15 protein-coding genes are annotated in these 18,571 nt (G+C 28.6%); 12 read left to right on the top strand and 3 right to left on the bottom strand.

Going from position 1 to position 18,571, the window contains the following annotated elements:
- Window position 1 precedes the first annotated feature (1 nt).
- Together KQI38_RS01255 and KQI38_RS01250 are read left to right on the top strand one after the other, a co-directional pair.
- Entirely contained in the window at window positions 2–817 is an 816-nt protein-coding gene (locus KQI38_RS01255; protein WP_216554511.1) for a YfjL-like protein, read from the top strand.
- A 213-nt stretch (window positions 818–1,030) separates the two neighbouring features.
- The gene (locus KQI38_RS01250; protein ID WP_216554509.1) at window positions 1,031–2,833 is read left to right on the top strand and encodes a MutS family DNA mismatch repair protein; all 1,803 of its coding nucleotides are present in this window, start codon (window positions 1,031–1,033) and stop codon (window positions 2,831–2,833) included.
- 38 nt (window positions 2,834–2,871) lie between these two features.
- On the opposite strand, the gene KQI38_RS01245 is transcribed toward KQI38_RS01250, so the two are convergent.
- Both KQI38_RS01245 and KQI38_RS01240 read right to left on the bottom strand, forming a co-directional pair.
- On the bottom strand, window positions 2,872–3,108 hold the full coding sequence (locus KQI38_RS01245; RefSeq protein ID WP_216554507.1) for a hypothetical protein: 237 nt from the start codon (window positions 3,106–3,108) through the stop codon (window positions 2,872–2,874).
- Window positions 3,109–3,132: 24 nt separating this feature from the next.
- Window positions 3,133–3,606, bottom strand: coding sequence for a glycine/sarcosine/betaine reductase selenoprotein B family protein (locus tag KQI38_RS01240; protein ID WP_216554505.1), 474 nt, complete (start codon window positions 3,604–3,606; stop codon window positions 3,133–3,135).
- A 217-nt stretch (window positions 3,607–3,823) separates the two neighbouring features.
- Here KQI38_RS01240 and vanR point away from each other — a divergent pair, with 217 nt between their 5' ends.
- The 6 genes from vanR to KQI38_RS01210 all read left to right on the top strand — a co-directional run bounded on the left by vanR (window position 3,824) and on the right by KQI38_RS01210 (window position 12,038).
- Window positions 3,824–4,510, top strand: coding sequence for a VanR-ABDEGLN family response regulator transcription factor (gene vanR / locus KQI38_RS01235; protein WP_216554503.1), 687 nt, complete (start codon window positions 3,824–3,826; stop codon window positions 4,508–4,510).
- Window positions 4,500–5,642 (top strand): sensor histidine kinase, encoded by a 1,143-nt coding sequence (locus KQI38_RS01230; protein ID WP_216554501.1) that lies wholly within the window; start codon window positions 4,500–4,502, stop codon window positions 5,640–5,642. Before vanR ends, KQI38_RS01230 begins: the two co-directional genes overlap by 11 nt.
- Before the next feature lie 136 nt (window positions 5,643–5,778).
- Window positions 5,779–8,766 carry an insulinase family protein gene (locus KQI38_RS01225; protein WP_216554499.1) on the top strand — a complete coding sequence of 996 codons (2,988 nt, stop codon included), beginning with the start codon at window positions 5,779–5,781 and terminating at the stop codon, window positions 8,764–8,766.
- Between the two features lie 191 nt (window positions 8,767–8,957).
- Window positions 8,958–9,638, top strand: coding sequence for an N-acetylmuramoyl-L-alanine amidase family protein (locus KQI38_RS01220; protein WP_216554497.1), 681 nt, complete (start codon window positions 8,958–8,960; stop codon window positions 9,636–9,638).
- Window positions 9,639–9,877: 239 nt separating this feature from the next.
- Entirely contained in the window at window positions 9,878–11,350 is a 1,473-nt protein-coding gene (locus KQI38_RS01215; RefSeq protein ID WP_216554539.1) for a DUF1538 domain-containing protein, read from the top strand.
- 1 nt (window position 11,351) lies between these two features.
- Entirely contained in the window at window positions 11,352–12,038 is a 687-nt protein-coding gene (locus KQI38_RS01210; protein ID WP_246565505.1) for a P-II family nitrogen regulator, read from the top strand.
- A gap of 52 nt (window positions 12,039–12,090) precedes the next feature.
- On the opposite strand, the gene KQI38_RS01205 is transcribed toward KQI38_RS01210, so the two are convergent.
- Window positions 12,091–12,399, bottom strand: coding sequence for a hypothetical protein (locus tag KQI38_RS01205; protein WP_216554495.1), 309 nt, complete (start codon window positions 12,397–12,399; stop codon window positions 12,091–12,093).
- A gap of 152 nt (window positions 12,400–12,551) precedes the next feature.
- Here KQI38_RS01205 and KQI38_RS01200 point away from each other — a divergent pair, with 152 nt between their 5' ends.
- From KQI38_RS01200 to KQI38_RS01185, 4 genes are all read left to right on the top strand, one after another.
- Complete coding sequence (locus KQI38_RS01200; protein WP_216554493.1) at window positions 12,552–13,313, top strand: MerR family transcriptional regulator; 762 nt, start codon at window positions 12,552–12,554, stop codon at window positions 13,311–13,313.
- A 165-nt stretch (window positions 13,314–13,478) separates the two neighbouring features.
- Window positions 13,479–14,183, top strand: a complete 705-nt coding sequence (locus KQI38_RS01195) for an ABC transporter ATP-binding protein (protein ID WP_216554491.1) — start codon at window positions 13,479–13,481, stop codon at window positions 14,181–14,183.
- Window positions 14,177–17,389: an ABC transporter permease gene (locus tag KQI38_RS01190; protein ID WP_216554489.1), complete on the top strand. Its 3,213-nt coding sequence runs from the start codon at window positions 14,177–14,179 to the stop codon at window positions 17,387–17,389. The genes KQI38_RS01195 and KQI38_RS01190 overlap by 7 nt, the downstream gene beginning before the upstream one ends.
- Window positions 17,390–17,439: 50 nt before the next feature.
- The gene (locus tag KQI38_RS01185; RefSeq protein WP_216554487.1) at window positions 17,440–18,267 is read left to right on the top strand and encodes an Mrp/NBP35 family ATP-binding protein; all 828 of its coding nucleotides are present in this window, start codon (window positions 17,440–17,442) and stop codon (window positions 18,265–18,267) included.
- Window positions 18,268–18,571 lie beyond the last annotated feature (304 nt).

The raw sequence follows: 18,571 nt of genomic DNA, 5'->3' as shown, positions 1-18,571 counted from the left end.
TATGAAAAATACAAAAAATAAGATACTTAAAATATTTGCAGGACTAATAGCCATAATATTAATCGGTGGAATACTTTTTATTACAAATGCTTTCTTAGGAAATCCAATATCGGCAAGAATTGCAGATGAAACTATTAAACAGTATATTAAAGAGAATTATTCTTATCTTGATCTCGAACTGGAAAAACCAATATATAATTTTAAAGATGGCTCATATGTGGTGAATGCTAGATCCAAATCCAGTATAGATACTAAATTTGGTATACATTATAGAAATGGAAGTATAGGCTATGACAGTTATGAAATGCGAGTGCTAGGTATGTTTAACACATTAGATAGACTTTCAGATGAATATAGTGCTGTTGCAAAAAGAATTATTGACAAAGAACTTGAATATGAAATAAAGAATACGAGAGTGATATATGATAAGAGTATTTATGAAAACGGCAATAATGCTTTAGAACTTGATATGAAATTTGATAAATCATTACCTATAGCTGCAGAAGTTAATATTCGTACTAATATATTGGATACATCTATGGAAGATATAGCAAAGTTTTTAACTGATGCACATAAAGCTTTTATAAATAATGGTTGTTATTTTAAAAAATATGAATTATCTGCTGAGAATGATGGAATTGTTGTAATGGTTAATGGAGTTACTCCAGAGGATATTGAAAGTGATGATTTAGTAAACTTACTTCAAAAGGCTAAAGATTATGAAGATGATACTGTAGTTGAAAAAGGAAATAAAAAAAAGGATTATGAAGAAAGAATCACAGTTTTCATCAAAGATAATAATTCTAGAAATGAGTAATGAGCAAGGAGATTGCTCATTTTTTAATTAATATAATGATTACATTAAAAATAGAGAATCTGAGAAAATATTATGATAACGGTATTAATTAGAGATTAATCCATCACATCTATAGAGTAGACAAAAATTATTTCTAGGAGTAGACAAACAAAAATAATTGTAATCTAATGAAATTACTGAAAATATTGTGTATAATTAGGAAGAGGTGATTCAATGATTAAAGATAAATTTATGATAAGAATACAGAAACAAAATGAAAATATTAAGAAGTATAGCAGTATATCTAATTCGATTAGCATTGCGAGGTTTATGGTATTTATAGGAATTATACTTCTCACTTATATAATTATTAAAATTAACCATAAATCAATCTATGTAATTATAGACTTTATTTTAGCTATATTATTTATTTGTTTAATAATATATCACAATATAATTAAAGATAAATTAAATTTTTCAAAAGAAATCATAAATATAAATAATAGATATTTAGCTAGAATTGATGGAAATTGGATTGATTTTAATGATATAGGAGAAGAGTTTATAAATAAGGAGCATAAGTATTCTTTTGACTTAGATATAGTAGGTAAAAAGTCTTTATTCCAGTTTGTAAATATAGCTAATACATGGAACGGAAGAAGGACATTAGCAAGAGATTTATTGGAAACTCGTTATAATAAGACAGAGATATATTTAAGACAAGAAGCAATAAAAGAACTTAGTAGCAAACTAGACTTTTGTCAAGAGTTGGAATATTTAGGAAGTAAACACAAAAAGGAATTACTGGATCCAGAAAATTTAATAAAATATGCAGAAAGTAAAGAAATTATGATAAAGTCACAAAGAGTAAGAGAATTAATCCATTTTCTTCCGATAATTGTAATACCATTATCTGTAGCAATTATAATATTTAAAATGAAGAGGATATATATATTAATTCCACTATTAATATTGCTTCAATTCTTATTATGGATGATAAGGTTTTCAACTATGAATAATATCCTAAAACCAGTAGGTACTTTTAAACGTAACTTAGAAACTTATATGGATATATTAAAATTATTAGAAAAAGAGAATTTTGAGTCTAAAAAGCTAAATAGTATAAAGGAAATATTATTTAATGGAGAATACTCATCTAAATTGGCAATAAAAGAGCTTGATAAGATTACAGAAAGAATTAACTTAAGATATAATAATGCTTTAATATATCTAGTATTTAATGGACTATTTTTATGGGATTATGAATGTGTTTTTCTATTAGAAAATTGGAAAAACAAATATGGTTTGGAAGTTAAGAAGTGGATTGAAGCTATAGGAGAAGTTGAATCTTTAATTAGTTTAAGTGTCTTGATGCAAATAGATGAAGGAGTATCATTTCCAACTATAGATAATTCCAACTTAAGGATAAGTGGAGAAGCCTTAGGCCATCCTCTTATAAGCAATAATGAGAGAGTGTTAAATAATATAAAGATAGATGATAGTATTTTGATTATTACTGGTTCAAATATGTCTGGAAAAACAACATTTTTAAGAACTATAGGTATAAATCTGGTGTTAGCGTATAGTGGAGGACCTGTATATGCTAGTAAGATGTTATGTCCAATATTGGAGATATTTACGTCCATGAGAGTAACAGATGATTTGAAGAATGGAATATCGACCTTTTATGCAGAACTCCTTAGAATTAAGGATATAATCAATTATGCAAATAAAAATAATAATATTATTTTTCTCATTGATGAAATCTTTAGAGGAACAAACTCCGAAGATAGGATATTAGGTGCTAAAAATGTTATTGGAAATCTTAATAAATTAGGGGTAGTTGGAGCAATAACAACTCATGATTTAGAATTATGTATATTGGATAAATATAATAGGATAAAAAATTACCATTTCTCTGAACAGTATAAAGATAATAAGATACATTTTGATTATAAAATCAAACAAGGAAAATCGACATCAACTAATGCAAAATATTTAATGGAATCAGTAGGTATTGAAATATTAGATGATTAGAACAAAGCAACAAGTTAAAAAAACTTGTTGCTTTGTTTTTATTTCCATTTATAATCTAATCTAACTAATTCTTCGGGCCCACCATATATAGCGAAATCGAGTAAATCCTTTACAATTCTTGTCTGCAATTCAATATCAAAGGCTCTGCCGAAAGTTCTGCCAAGTGGAAATTGTATATGCATCATTCTTGGAGGTCTAACTTTTTCTGCAACCTTAGGTAAATGTATAATTGATGCTGTCCTTATACCACGAGATTCTATCTCTCGCTGAATCAATCCTACAGATTGATGACATATATATCATCCAGGAGATAATAATGCTATATCCACATTATCTTCTACTAATATATCAGCTATTTTAGGAGCAGATTCATTGATTAGCAGGTCAACTTTAGGAATATAACCCATAAATCCAAAATGACGAGGAGCTACATCCTTAATATATCTTTCATTCTTTAGATTCCTAAGAATCTCTAAATGAAATACACAATTAATATCTTTTAGAGCCTCTTTTTTATCATAGTGATCATGGGTAATTGTCAAATCATCAAAATCAACATCTCTAGGAATTAATCTAAAAGTATGATCTCCATTGGTATTAAATGGTTTATCTTTTTTGATATGAACGCCTGCAGTGGTTATAAAGGCTACTTTTGAATCCTTTAAGGTTTTGTTTATCTTCGCTATGGGAGGGGAAGAAGTTATACTGCTCACCATAAACTCTGCAACTTTACCAATTATTTTTTGTTTTAAACTTATATTATCTTTTATCATACGAATTTTTCCTTATGGTTTATTTTTAGTTAGCTCTATTCTATATATACCTAAATGAAAGAAATATAATCCATTACTTAAATGTCACTAATTACCTATATTTATTATTTAATCCATTTAGTTAAATAAATATATGTTATTATATATTTATATATATAAATAAAAATAGGTTTAAAATAAAATTAACTAAAATTATTAACTATGAAAGGAGAAAAACATGAACATATTGGTTGTAGATGATGAAAAGGAAATTGCAGACTTAGTAGAGCTATATTTGAAGAATGAAAACTACAGTGTCCATAAATTTTATGATGCAACAGATGCTTTAAAGTGTATAGAGAATGTACCTCTTGATCTTGCCATACTTGACGTTATGATGCCAGATATAGATGGATTTACTATTTGTAAAACTATAAGAGAAAAACATACTTTTCCAGTGATTATGCTGACTGCAAAGGTGGAAGATATGGATAAAATAACAGGTTTAACTATTGGTGCTGATGATTATATCACAAAGCCATTTAATCCATTAGAACTTATAGCAAGAGTTAAGGCTCAGCTTAGACGTTATACCAAATATAGTGCAAATGATAAGCAATCAGATGATATAATTGATTTCTCAGGACTTGTTATCAATAGGGAAACCCATGAGTGCACTTTATTTGAGAAACCTCTGAATCTTACTCCTATTGAATTCTCTATTTTATGGTTACTTTGCGAAAATAGAGGTAGGGTTATAAGTTCCGAGGAAATTTTTGAAAAGGTATGGGGTGAAAAATACCTTGATAATAACAATACTGTAATGGTTCATATACGCAGACTTCGTGAAAAAATGAATGAACCATTTAAAAATCCTAAATTTATAAAAACAGTATGGGGAGTTGGATATAAAATTGAAAAATAACTATCAAGAATTAAAGATGAAAATTTTATTCCGAATGTTTGTAAATTTAGGAATAGCAGCAATTTTAGGGTTTATTATATTAAAGGTTTTTATTGATGGTATTCTACAAGATCCATTTGCAAGATTTGTTATTAGAACATGTGAAATTTTGGGATTTAGTAACGCTGATGCATATAATATATATGGGCAGGTTTTTAGAAATAATAAAAAAACCTTATTAACTGTAGGATTTATAATGCTAATTATAATTTTCTTTTATTATACACTTTCTAAAGTAACCAGATATTTAAATCAAATAGCAGATGCAGTAGATCGAATTGCTGATGAGGATGAAAGTATAATTCTTCTTCCAAATGAACTTAAACCAATGGAGGATAAATTAAATCAAATAAAATTAACATTGAAACAGCGAGAAGCTGAAGCAAAAGAGGCGGAGCAGAGAAAAAATGATCTTGTAGTATATTTAGCACATGATTTGAAAACTCCGCTTACATCGGTTATTGGTTATTTAAATCTACTCCATGATGAGAAACAAATCTCTGAGGAGTTAAGAATGAAATATTTATCTATAGCTCTTGAAAAAGCAGACCGTTTAGAGGATTTGATTAATGAATTTTTTGAAATCACGAGATTTAATATGCAGAATATAATTTTGGAAAAAACTAATGTAAATCTTGCAAGGATGATGGAGCAATTAGTTGATGAAATGTACCCTTTAATGAGTGAGAAAGAACTTCATGTGAAATTAAACTTAATAGATAATATTTCCATTGTTGGTGATAGTGACAAACTTGCTAGGGTATTTGATAATCTACTTAAAAATGCAATTAGTTATAGTTTTATATCCAGTGAAATCAAGATAATTGTGGAAGAAATTATAGAAGGAGTAAATATTAAAATAAAGAATAATGGAAAACCAATTCCTTCACATAAATTGGATGGGATTTTTGAAAAGTTTTATCGCCTTGATACTGCGAGAACATCTAGAACAGGTGGTGCAGGTCTTGGACTTGCCATAGCAAAAGAAATTGTAGAACTTCATGGGGGGCAAATTAAAGTTGAAAGTTGTGAGGAATATACAGAGTTTACTGTATTTCTACCAATTGAAAATAAAGTTAAATATGAAATGTAAGAAAAATTTAAGGTTTTCTAAATATTATATTAATAAATGTAGGTTTCAAACTTGATAAAGTATTATTATCTAGTTTGAAACTTTTTAATTTCAACAGATTAGATAATTTAAATTTATTAAATAGGAGGAATTTTATATGCTCAGAAAATCAAAGTTAATTTCTTTAACTTTAATATTTAGTATTATTTTTTCATATCTTCTTTCTTCTTCAGTTATCGCTGAAAAAGAAAATATTAGTCACGGGTTTAAAATCATATCGTCAAAGAAGGTTGATGATATAAAATCTACCATAATTACATATGAACATATAAAATCAGGTGCTCAGTTAATTCATATGAAAAACAATGATGATCAAAAATTCTTTTCCATTAATTTTAAAACTCCTCCCACTGATAATACAGGAGTAAACCATATTATAGAACATAGTGTCTTATGTGGATCTAAAAATTATCCTGTTAAACAGCCTATTGTTCAAATGCTTAATAGATCTATGGGTAAACTTATAACTGCATCTACTTCTCAAGATTATACGTCCTATACAGCCGATAGTACTAACCAGAAAGACCTTGAGAATTTGATTAATGTTTTTTTAGATGGGATTTTTTATCCTAATATGCTAGAAGAACCCAATATATTTAAGTCAGAAGGATGGAGTTATGAATTGGATTCTAAAGAATCAGACTTTAGAATTAATGGAATTGCATATAATGAAATGAAAAATATGTACTCTGATCCAGGAATTTTATTAATGAAAGCCATAAAAGAATCCTTATTTCCAGATACTTCATACAAATGGGAATCAGGTGGATTTCCCGAAGAAATACCCTCTTTAACAAGAGAGAAATTTATACAGACATATAAAGAGTATTATAAACCATCAAACTCCCTTATTTTCTTATATGGAAATATTGATACAGATAGGATATTAAAGCTTATAAATGATAATTATCTAAGTAAATTTGATAAAGAAAAGATAGATATTTCTATATCTTATCAAAAACCATTTGAACTCCCTAAAACATTTGCAGTAGAATATAGTATTCCAAAAGAATCTGATTCTAAAAATAAGACAAATATATCTTATAATTATGTAGTAAGTAATTTCTCAGATAAAGAAACAGTGATAGGTTTTCAAATTTTAAATGAGCTTTTAATGGGAGATAAATTTTCTCCTTTAAGAAAAGCTCTTGAAGACAGTTCTCTTAGTGACATGGTATTCTCTGATTTTAGAGCTAATGGCATCCAGCCAACTTATGGAATTTATATCAGTGATACAGAAGAAGAAAATAAAGATAAAATTAAAAAGATAATAGATGACACTCTGTTAAAGATAACGCGGGAAGGATTTAAAGAAGAAGATATAAATAAAGTGCTGGATTTCATTGAAAGAAGAATAATATCTAACCCAAATGTTGATCCCTTTTATTTCAGTATGAGAATGACGGAATCATGGGTTTATGGAGAAAAATCACCTAAATTCCTAGAAAACAAGGATGTTTTTGATAAAGTTAAGCAAAAGATAAAAAGTGGTTATCTAGAAAAACTTATTGTAGATTATCTTCTTGAAAATAATCATTCATCTACTGTAATATTAAAACCTGTTAAAGGCCTTGAAGATAAAAATACTATGGAACTTAAAGAAAAACTAGCTAAATATAAGTCAAATTTATCTGATGCAGAAATAAATAGTCTTGTAAATCAAACTAAAGAGTTAAGACAGTGGGCAGATACTCCGGACTCACAAGAAGATTTATCTAAATTACCATATTTATCTAAGGAAGATATAGATATAAAAGTTAGTGATTTTCCCACAGAAGTAAAAGAAATAGACAAAGTAAAAGTTTTATATCATCCTGTTCCTTTAGATGAAGCATCATATATAACTTTTTATTTTGACACAAAGTCTATACCACAGGATAAGTTATCCTATATTAATCTCTTATCTTCAATTCTTAATGATATGGATAATGATATAGTGAGATTTTTTGGACCAAGATTTTATAATATACCTAATAACTCTAAAATGGGTTTAAATATGCAAGCTGCTTTAGTCAAGCTTTCTAATGAAAATATTTCAAATTCATTAAAGTTATTTGGAGAAATAATGAGTTCTATTAATTTCAGTGACAAAGAGCATATAAAGAATATTATTCGTGAAGAGAAATTGAATTTAGATATGTATTATAAAGATTATTCTTATATTGAGTATATTAGCTGGGATAAGATGAATAGTTACTTATCTCAAAATTATAGATATGCTTCAGAGATAGTGAGTCTTGATTATTATAAATTTATATGTAATCTTGATAAAAACTTTGATACAAGGTGGAATGAAATTCAAGAAAATCTTTTAGAATTAAAAAAACATATATTTAATCAAGATACTATGGTAATAAGCTTTTTGGGAGATGCAAAAGGATATAATAGTCTTGTTGAAAATATCCCTAATTTAATAGACAGTATGGATGGTTCAAAATATCCTATAGCAAAATATGAATTTCTTTCTAATAATAAGAATGAGGGTATAATAATGCCTATTAATCTTCAATATGTATTTAAGGGTGGGAATTTTATAGAAGAAGGATATAAATATAGTCCTAAAATGAAAGTTCTTGAGAAAATCATAAGTAGTGAATATCTATGGAATGAAATAAGAGTCAAAAGAGGAGCTTATGGAACTGGAGTTAAAATAAGTGAAGATGGTAAAGTTATATTTTATTCAACTCAAGATCCTAATATAAAAGAGACAATAGAAGTATTTGATGGAATAGCAGATTTTATAAGAAATTTTAAAGCAACAGAGCAAGAAATGATAAATCATATAATTGGGACTATAACAAATGTTCAAAATGAGATGAATCCTTTTGGAAAGCTAACTCCTAGTCTAGAAGTTGTTCTTGAGGATGAACTATATTTTTCTGGAGTTACAAAAAATGATATAAGGAGAATGTATGAAGAAATAATAAATACTACAGATGAAGATATAAGGGGTTTTGCCGATATGATAGAAAAAATATTAGAACAAAATTATATATCTGTTGTAGGGGGAGAACAGAAGATAGAAGAAAATAAGAATTTATTTGAAAGTATAAAGACCTTTGAAAGTATGACACAATCTAAGTGATAAACTAAAAGTAGTAAATATATTATTATAATAATGAAGGAATGGGAGATAAAACAATAATATCTACTATTCCTTCTAAAAAATTAGGTGGCTTTTGGACAAGCAAAGATTAACTAGCTATCAGTTTAGTATTGCTGAAAAGTCTTATCTATTTAAATAAAATATTAGCAATATTCTTGGAGGAAAGACAGATGATATTTAGAAGAATTAGGGCAATTTTTTTGATAATAGTATTAATACTTATCTTTTTCAATGTATTTCAAAGATTTTCTTTTCTAAAAAGAGATTTTATTTCATCAAAAAAAGTAATAGTTATAGATCCTGGACATGGAGGGAAAGATTCTGGCACTATTAGTGTTAACAACCATTATGAAAAGGATATAAATTTAGAAATAGCTAAAAAATTATATGAAAAACTCATGTCTATGGATTATAAAGTTATTTTGACTAGGGAGACGGATGAATTCGTAGATAACAATTATAGAGCAGATATGGCAAATGAGAAAAAGGCTAGGATATTTGTTAGTATTCATGGCAATGCTATAGAAAATAATAATAGTATAAACGGGATTCAAGTATTATATTACCCAAATAGAAGAAGCACTATTAATGATTCCAATAATGATGTGCTGGCACAAATTATGTTAGATGAATTAGTAAAAGGTACTGGAGCTACTGACAAAGGTATTATAGGTAGAGAAGATTTAATAGTTTTAAATCAAACTAAAATGCCAGCTATAATAGTTGAATATGGTTTTTTATCCAATGAAAATGAAGAGAAACTTTTGTTAAATGATTCTTATCAAGATAAGGTAGTAGATTCTATAGTAAATGGATTGGAATATTATTTTAGTCTAAATCCAGAAAACTAGAAAAATTAAATTAATAAGTAGTAAAATTTAAAATAAAACTATATATGGAATAACAATGGGGTCATTAGTGATTAATGTACCTATTGTTTCAATTAAAATACTATTTTTGGCAATCCTTTTATTAAAAAATATTAGAGAAACGAAATAAAAGGTTTACATAGAAATAAATTCTATACTATAATATATATGAACTAAAAAATATATATTATATACAGAAAGGATGCTGATACTATTTGAACATGTTGACTCAAAAATTGAAAGAGGTTACATTAGCTGTGTTACCAATTACTATTCTGGTGCTGATTTTGAACTTCACCATAGCTCCAATAGGAGCAAATTTAATGTGGAAGTTTATAGTTGGAGCAATATTTATTATATTTGGTTTAGCAATATTTTTGTTTGGTGCTGAACTAGGAATACAATCTATAGGTACTTTAATGGGGTCATCTCTAACAAGGACTAAAAATATATGGCTTATAATAATATTTGGATTCATTCTTGGATTTTTTATAAATGTTGCAGAACCTGACTTGTTAGTACTGGCAAGACAAGTAAGTGACGTGACTTCTGGAGTATTATCACAGACAAGTATTGTAATTGTAGTTTCAATAGGAGTAGGTGTATTAGTTGCTGTTGGATTATCAAGGATTGTATTTAATATTCCATTACACAAACTTTTAACACTATTATATAGTATAATATTTTTTCTAGTAATCTTATCGCCTAAAGAATTTCTAGGAATAGCGTTTGATTCAGGTGGAGCTACAACAGGCTCAATGACAGTACCATTCATTTTGGCACTAGGTTTAGGTGTATCCTCCACTCAGGGAGGAAAGGCATCTGAAGAATCAAGTTTTGGATTAGTTGGTATAGCATCTGCTGGTCCTATGATGGCAGTCCTCATAATGAGCCTGTTTTCAGGCATAAAATCTCTAACAGGAAGTTTACCCTATCATTCTGTTAATACAAATGGTATATTAGCTTCCTTCATACATGAAATGCCCGTGATATCAATGGAAGTTATAATGGCGATGATTCCGTTATTATTCTTATTTTTTATATTTCAAATTATATTTTTTAAACTATCTAAAAAACAACTTAATAAGATTTTAAAAGGTTTGCTTTATACATTTATAGGCTTTGTATTATTCTTAACTGGAGTAAATGCAGGGTTTATGGAGGCAGGAACTGCTATAGGACATGCTGCTGCATCTCTTGATAAGAATTGGATTGTTGTAGCAATAGGCTTTGTTCTTGGATTTACAGTAATATTTGCAGAACCAGCAGTATATGTATTAAATGAACAGATTGAAGAAGTTACAAGTGGACATATTAAAAAGAAAGTAATCTTATATACATTATCAATAGGAGTTGCAATTGCAGTATCTCTTTCTATGATAAGGATATTAATCCCCAGTATTAAATTATGGCATTTTCTTGTGCCAGGATATTTATTAGCAATAGCATTGTCTTATTTTACACCTAAACTATTTGTAGGCATTGCCTTTGACTCAGGTGGAGTAGCTTCTGGTCCAATGACTGCTACTTTTATATTGGCATTTGCTCAAGGCGTGGCAGAAGCAATAGAGGGGGCAGATGTATTAATGGATGCCTTTGGTGTAATTGCCATGGTAGCATTGACGCCTTTAATTGCTATACAGATATTAGGTCTAATATATGAACGCAAGGCTGGAAAAAAGGAGTTGAACTAAATTGGAATTAGATATGATTAATAAAGAATTAGTTTTATCTGTTGCTATAGTAAACTTAGGCAATGGAAGTAAAGTTCTAAAGGAAGCAAAAAAAATTGGTGTAGCAGGAGGGACCATTTTTCTAGGAAGAGGAACAGTTAAAAATCATATTTTAGAAATATTAGGACTTGACGAAGCAAAGAAAGAAATAGTGTTTATGGTTTCAGAAGATAAACTTGAGGATCAGATTCATGAAGTCTTAACTGAAAAATTTCATTTAAATAAACCTAATCATGGAATAATCTTCTCTTTACCTGTAAAGAAGGTTTTAGGTGTAAAAAGTTATGGCAAGTCTGATATGGACCTAAGAATAGGAGGAAAAGATGATATGGAATATGAAGTGATTTTTACTATAGTAGAGAGAGGACTTGGAGAAGAAGTTGTAGATGCTGCTACTTCAGCAGGAGCAAGAGGGGCAACTATTATTAATGCGAGAGGTTCAGGCATACATGAAAATACTATGTTCTTTTCCATGAATATTGAACCAGAGAAAGAAATAGTTATGACAATAGTTGAGAGAGAAAAATCAGATAATATAATAAAGGCTATAAAAGAAGCTATGCATATTGATGAACCAGGTAAGGGCATAATGTTTGTTATGGATGTTAATAAAACTTCAGGACTATTTAGGCACGATAATTTAAGTTAAATATTAAAGCTAGTTAGGAAATCTTATATTTTCTTGACTGGCTTTAATATATTTAACCAAGAAATTCGGGTTCCTCAATAATGTCAGATCGCGCTGCCTTTTGAACAATTGTAAAATGAATTTTATTATTATTATATAAGTCATAGGGATATATTGCACCACAATTTCTGCATTCAATATATTCATTACTATTTAGTAGTTCTCTATTATCAAATAAAAAGGGTAATCCTTCATCTTTATCACTTAAATTCTTTGTCAAAGGTGTTTCTAATTTGTATGTATATAAATAAGTAGCTTCTCTCTTAATTTGAAAATAGACTCCTTTACATTCTGTACATACTAAATATTCATTAGTATCCATAATTCACATCCCTTTCTAAGATAGCAAGATTTAGTTTTAGGTTATTTAATATTATTAACTTTATTGAGATTATATATTACAAAAATTAAGAATAACTATTGACCTTGACGTAACGTAAAGGTGTATAGTAAACTTGTAAGGAGGTTAATGAAATGGAATATACAGTGCAAAGGTTGGCTAATCTAGCAGGAATTAGTAGTAGAACACTTAGATATTATGATGAGATAGGAATTCTTAAGCCGGCAAGAATTAACTCATCAGGGTATCGAATATACGGTAATAAAGAAGTTGATAGATTACAACAGATATTATTCTATAGAGAATTAGGTATGGATTTAGAGAGTATAAAAGATATAGTGACATCAGTTTCTTTTGATGAATTCTCTGCACTTATACAACATCGTGAAAAACTCCTTCAAAAAAGAAATCAAATAGATTTGTTAATAGCTAATGTGGAGAAGACCATAGCATTAAAAGAAGGGAGAATTAAAATGAGTGATAAAGAAAAGTTTGAAGGTTTTAAACAAAAAATGATTAGTGATAATGAAGAGAGGTTTGGAAAAGAAGCTAGAGAGAAATATGGAGATGAGCAAGTAGATAAATCAAATAAAATGCTAAGAAATATGACTGAAGAACAATACAAAGAGTTACAGCAACTTAGTTCTAATGTAATAGAGACATTAAAATTAGCATATGATACTAAGAATCCAGGAGGAGAACTAGCACAAAAAGCGGTGGAGTTACATCGTCAGTGGCTAAGTTATTTCTGGGATTCTTATACTAAAGAAGCACATGCTAATCTTGCTCAAATGTATGTTGAGGATGAAAGATTTAAAGAATATTATGATAAAGAGCAGTCTGGGCTAGCGGAATTTTTAAGAGATGCAGTTTCTATCTATGCTAATATGATTTAAAATAAGATGAAAAAGCGATTATTTAAATTAATCGCTTTTTCTTTTGTAAATTATGGTTAACATATTAGTAAAATATGATAAACTCTATATTATAAATATTTTTATTATTAAATCTAGCATTTTAAAAATAAAAAATATACATCATTAGTTAAGGAGTAAACAAAAATGGAAAAATATATTGAATTTCAAAATGTAAGAAAATTATATCAAATGGGAGAAGTGAAAATAGAAGCTCTGTCTGGAGCAAATTTTTCCATTGGCAAAGGAGAGTTTGTTGTTATAGCAGGAGCTAGTGGGGCAGGGAAAAGCACAATACTAAATATATTGGGAGGTATGGATACAGCAACATCTGGAAAGGTAGTAGTAGATAAAAGAGAAATAAGTTCTTTTTCAAATAAGGAACTTATAACTTATAGAAGACATGATATAGGTTTTGTATTTCAGTTTTATAATCTAGTTCAAAATTTAACAGCTATTGAAAATGTAGAACTTGCAACTCAAATATGTAATAATCCTTTAAATACAGAAGAAGTATTAGATGCAGTAGGACTAAAGGACAGGAAGAAAAACTTTCCTGCCCAGTTATCAGGAGGAGAACAGCAGAGAGTGGCTATTGCACGGGCATTGGCTAAAAACCCGAAGCTACTTTTATGCGATGAACCAACAGGAGCGTTAGACTATAATACAGGAAAGTCTATATTAAAACTTCTACAAGATACTTGCAGAGAGAGAGGGATGACCGTAGTCGTGATAACTCATAACTTAGCTATAACTCCAATGGGAGATAAAGTTATAAGAGTTAAAAATGGTATGATAGAAAGTCAAACCATAAATAGCAATCCTATTTCAGTAGAAGGGATTGAATGGTAGTGAAAAAGACTGCACTAACAAAAGACGTTTTAAGAGATATTAAAAAATCATTAGGTAGATTTATATCTATTGTAGCCATTATAGCTTTGGGAGTGGCATTTTTTTCAGGCGTTAAAATTGCTCCAGAAGATATGGAATATACAGCTGATAAATATTATGATGAGTATAATTTAATGGATATAAGAGTAGTGTCAACTTTAGGTTTAACTGAAGATGATCTAAGTGAAATAAGTAAAATTAAAGGTATAAAAGAAAGCTTTGGAACTTACACTATTGATGCATTAGCAGAATATAAAGAGAAAGAAGTTGTACTTAGAGTACATGGATTTTCATCGGAACAACAGATAAATGGTGTAAAATTAGTAAAAGGAAGGTTACCGGACAAATCTAATGAATGTGTAATTGAAGCAGGGAAAGAGAATTTTTTGAGAGTACCTATAGGCTCTAAAATCAAACTATTTTCTGGAAAAGAAGAACCTTTATCTGATAGTCTAAAAAATACTGAATTTATAGTAGTAGGCGCTGTTCAGACTCCATATTATTTATCCTTTGAAAAGGGTAATAGTAATATTGGAAATGGGCAAGTGAGAGATTTTATTATGATTCCTCAAGAAAATTTTATATTAGATATATATACAGATATATATATTACTGTGAAAGGCGCCGAGGAACTGAATTCATATAAAGATGAATATTTTGATGTAATCAATCCAATTACAGATAAGATAAAGGAACTAGCCAAAGATAGAGAACAAATAAGATATAGGGAAATTTTATCAGAGGCAGAAGACAAGATAGCAGAAGGTAAAAAAGAATACTTTGATGAAAAAGCTAAAGCTGAAGAAAAATTAATGGAAGCTTTAGAGGAAATAGAGAATGCTAAAAAAGAGATAGGTAATGGTGAAAAAGAACTTAAAGATAATGAAAGGAAGTTCAATTTATCTATTAAAGAAGGTAAAGAAAAGATTGAATTAGCAGAAAAGGAATTATTAATAGGGGAAGAGGAGTACAAAAAAGGGCTTAAGGTTTTTAATGAAAAAAAATCATTAGCCGAAGAAGGTTTCAAAAAAGCTGAAGAAGAAATAAAAAAAGGAGAGGAAGGTATAACTCTATTAGAGGGGAAGATAGCACAAATTAATGATGCTCTAAAAAATCCTTTATTGACAAAGGAAGAAAAGGAAAAACTAAATATAGATTTACAGACTACATTAGGGATTTTAGCTAAGACGAAAGAAGCTGTAGATAATGGAAAGAAAGATTTGGCTAAAAATAAAAAGGAACTTATAAAAGGTGAGGAAGAACTTAATCAAAGTAAAAATTTATTAGCTTCTTCAAGGGGAAAATTAGAGAATGAAAAGTTAAATCTTATAAAAGGTGAAAAAGAAGGGCTTTTAGAGATTAAAAAGGCTAGAGAAAAATTAGATAAAGGAAAAATAGATTTGGCAAAGGGAGAAAAAGAATATAATGATTCAAAAGAAAAAGCAGACGAAGAATTAAGAAAGGCATGGAAAAAAATTGAGGATGGGGAAAAAGAGATAAAGAAAATTGAAAAAGGGAAATGGTATGTATTGGATAGAAAATCTCATTATTCATATGTAGATTATGGTGGGGCTGCGGATCGTATTGATGCTATATCTAAAGTATTTCCAGTTTTCTTTGCTTTGGTTGCAGCATTAGTATGTTTGACTACTATGACGAGGATGGTAGATGAGCAAAGGATAAATATAGGGACATTAAAGGCTTTAGGTTATAGGAGATGGGATATAGCCTTTAAATACATCTTTTATGCTTTAGCTGCAACAATATTAGGATGTATAATAGGAATTGGGATAGGATATACATTGTTTCCTACTGTTATTTTCAATGCCTATGGAATAATGTATACATTACCGTCTATAACTCTTAGATTTAATGTAAGCTTAGCCACTTTTATATCTTTAGGGGCTATAGGATTGACCACTACTACCGCATTTCTTGCTTGCAATAATGAGTTAAGGGAAAATCCATCATCTCTAATGAGGCCAAAGGCTCCGAAGTTAGGTAAAAGAATACTCCTTGAAAATATACCTTTCATTTGGAATAGATTTAACTTTAGTTATAAAGTAACTATTAGAAATATATTTCGATATAAAAGAAGATTTTTTATGACTGTATTTGGAATAGCAGGTTGTACTGCTCTAATGCTTACAGCTTTTGGAATAAGAGATTCTATTAAAACTGTAGTAGATAGGCAATTTGGAGTGTTATTTACCTATGATATGACTGTAGGATTAGAAACTGAGGGGATAAAGCATCTAGAGAATAATGATAAGATAAAGTCCTATGAACTTATTTCAAAGGAAAGTGGAGCTCTAGATTCAGGTAGCTTAAAAAAAGATATATCAATAATTATCCCAAAGGATATAACAAATATAGATAATTTTATTCATTTGCAAAGACGTAAGGATGAAAAAGAAATTAACATAGAAGAAAAGGGAGTGGTAATTACCGAGCAGGTGAGTAAAAGTTTAAATGTAGATATAGGAGATGAAATAACCCTAATTAACAATGAAGATGATAAGGCTAAAGTAAAAATAACTGGGATTACAGAAAACTATACATTTAATTATGTATATTTATCTCCCAATTATTATGATGAGATATTTCAAAAAGAAGTAAAATTCAATGAAGCTATTGGAATCCTATCTGATACTTCTAAAGAATTTGAAGATAAATTATCAAGAGAATTGATAAAAAAAGAAGGGATTTCTAGTGTTAGTTTTAATACTTCAATTAAGGAAAATTTTGAAGATACTATTAAAAGTTTAAATTATGTAGTTTTAGTTATGATTATTTCTGCTGGAGCTTTAGCTTTTGTAGTTTTATATAATTTAACTAATGTCAATATATCTGAAAGAATAAGAGAAATTGCAACTATAAAGGTTTTAGGATTTTATGATAATGAGGTATCAGTATATATCTATAGAGAAAACACAATATTGACTATTATTGGAGCTTTAGCAGGTCTCGTTATGGGAATATTTTTGCATAAGTTTATAATGACAACAGTTGAAATGGAAAATATAATGTTTGGATTAAAATTAGAATTAAAAAGTTATATTTTCTCAATACTATTAACCTTGATTTTTGCAATTCTTGTAAATCTTGCAATGTATTATAAACTTAAGAATGTAAAGATGGTAGAATCATTAAAATCTGTGGATTAGAAATATTTACTAGGATATAATAAATAAATTAACTGAGAAAGGAGATTATTATGGCAAATTGCAACAATTGTCCATCCAAAAGTTCCTGTTCAAAGCCTAAGGATGGCTGTATGATAGAGAACAATCCATTAAATAAGATAAATAAAGTAATAGGTGTAATGAGTGGAAAAGGTGGAGTAGGAAAATCTACTGTATCTGTTTTAATAGCTAAAGGATTGAGGAAAAAAGGATACAAGGTGGGAATCCTTGATGCTGATATTACAGGGCCAAGTATTCCAAGATTACTTGATATTAAAGATGCAGAGGTAGAATCTACGGAGAATTTTCTTTATCCAGTAGAGACTGAGGATGGAATTAAAGTTATGTCCTTTAATTTACTGATGGAAGATGAAAATCAACCTGTCATATGGAGAGGACCGATTATTTCAGCAACTGTTAAACAATTTTGGACAGATGTATTATGGGATGAATTAGATTATCTTATTATTGATATGCCACCAGGAACAGGAGATGTAGCATTGACTGTAATGGATTCAATACCAATTAACGGACTGGTAATGGTATCAATACCTCAAGATATGGTTTCAATGATAGTAGCTAAAGCAGTAAATATGGCGAGGAAAATGAATATAAGTATAATAGGTGTTATACAAAATATGAGTTATGTCTTATGTCCAAGCTGTAATGAAAAGATAAAAATATATGATACAGAAAATATAAATAAATTTTTAGAAGATATGAACCTAAAGCTTCTAGGAGAAATTCCTATGGTCAAGGAAATAAGCAATATTTCTAATAACAGCTATGGAGAATCAGATAAAATTATAGATAAAATTTTTAATCCAATATTGGAAAATATTACAAAGTCTATAGAATAAAAATAGCAGAAGAGATTAACCCTTAATGGAAAGATAATGATTATACCATTAAGGGTTTTAACATTTCTATCTTGTGATTAAACTTTGACAAAAAATAAACTTACAGAATAGTCTAAATATTCGTTTACTTTAATGCTTAAATGTAGTATAATCATTTAAACTTATAAATATAATATAAAAAAATAGGCTCTGTAAACTAAATATGAAAAAATAGTACAATATCTTCATAGAATTGCTCTAAGTTTCTTTGGATTGCTCTAAATTTCGCTTTGCATATGATAAAGCTTCGTCTATGAAATCATCA

Origin of the sequence: Tissierella carlieri (assembly GCF_018917285.1) — a bacterium.
Classification (GTDB): Bacteria; Bacillota; Clostridia; order Tissierellales; family Tissierellaceae; genus Tissierella; species Tissierella carlieri.
The sequence above is the reverse complement of the archived record's forward strand: the minus strand, read 5'-3'. Positions and strand labels throughout refer to the sequence as shown.

Bases quoted from the DNA above. Each gene is read 5' to 3' on its own strand.
- KQI38_RS01240 (WP_216554505.1), bottom strand. From the start codon at position 3,606: ATGATAAAAGATAATATAAGTTTAAAACAAAAAATAATTGGTAAAGTT.
- KQI38_RS01225 (WP_216554499.1), top strand. From the start codon at position 5,779: ATGCTCAGAAAATCAAAGTTAATTTCTTTAACTTTAATATTTAGTATT.
- KQI38_RS01200 (WP_216554493.1), top strand. From the start codon at position 12,552: ATGGAATATACAGTGCAAAGGTTGGCTAATCTAGCAGGAATTAGTAGT.
- KQI38_RS01215 (WP_216554539.1), top strand. From the start codon at position 9,878: ATGTTGACTCAAAAATTGAAAGAGGTTACATTAGCTGTGTTACCAATT.
- vanR (WP_216554503.1), top strand. From the start codon at position 3,824: ATGAACATATTGGTTGTAGATGATGAAAAGGAAATTGCAGACTTAGTA.
- KQI38_RS01250 (WP_216554509.1), top strand. From the start codon at position 1,031: ATGATTAAAGATAAATTTATGATAAGAATACAGAAACAAAATGAAAAT.
- KQI38_RS01190 (WP_216554489.1), top strand. From the start codon at position 14,177: ATGGTAGTGAAAAAGACTGCACTAACAAAAGACGTTTTAAGAGATATT.
- KQI38_RS01185 (WP_216554487.1), top strand. From the start codon at position 17,440: ATGGCAAATTGCAACAATTGTCCATCCAAAAGTTCCTGTTCAAAGCCT.
- KQI38_RS01205 (WP_216554495.1), bottom strand. From the start codon at position 12,399: ATGGATACTAATGAATATTTAGTATGTACAGAATGTAAAGGAGTCTAT.
- KQI38_RS01195 (WP_216554491.1), top strand. From the start codon at position 13,479: ATGGAAAAATATATTGAATTTCAAAATGTAAGAAAATTATATCAAATG.
- KQI38_RS01220 (WP_216554497.1), top strand. From the start codon at position 8,958: ATGATATTTAGAAGAATTAGGGCAATTTTTTTGATAATAGTATTAATA.
- KQI38_RS01255 (WP_216554511.1), top strand. From the start codon at position 2: ATGAAAAATACAAAAAATAAGATACTTAAAATATTTGCAGGACTAATA.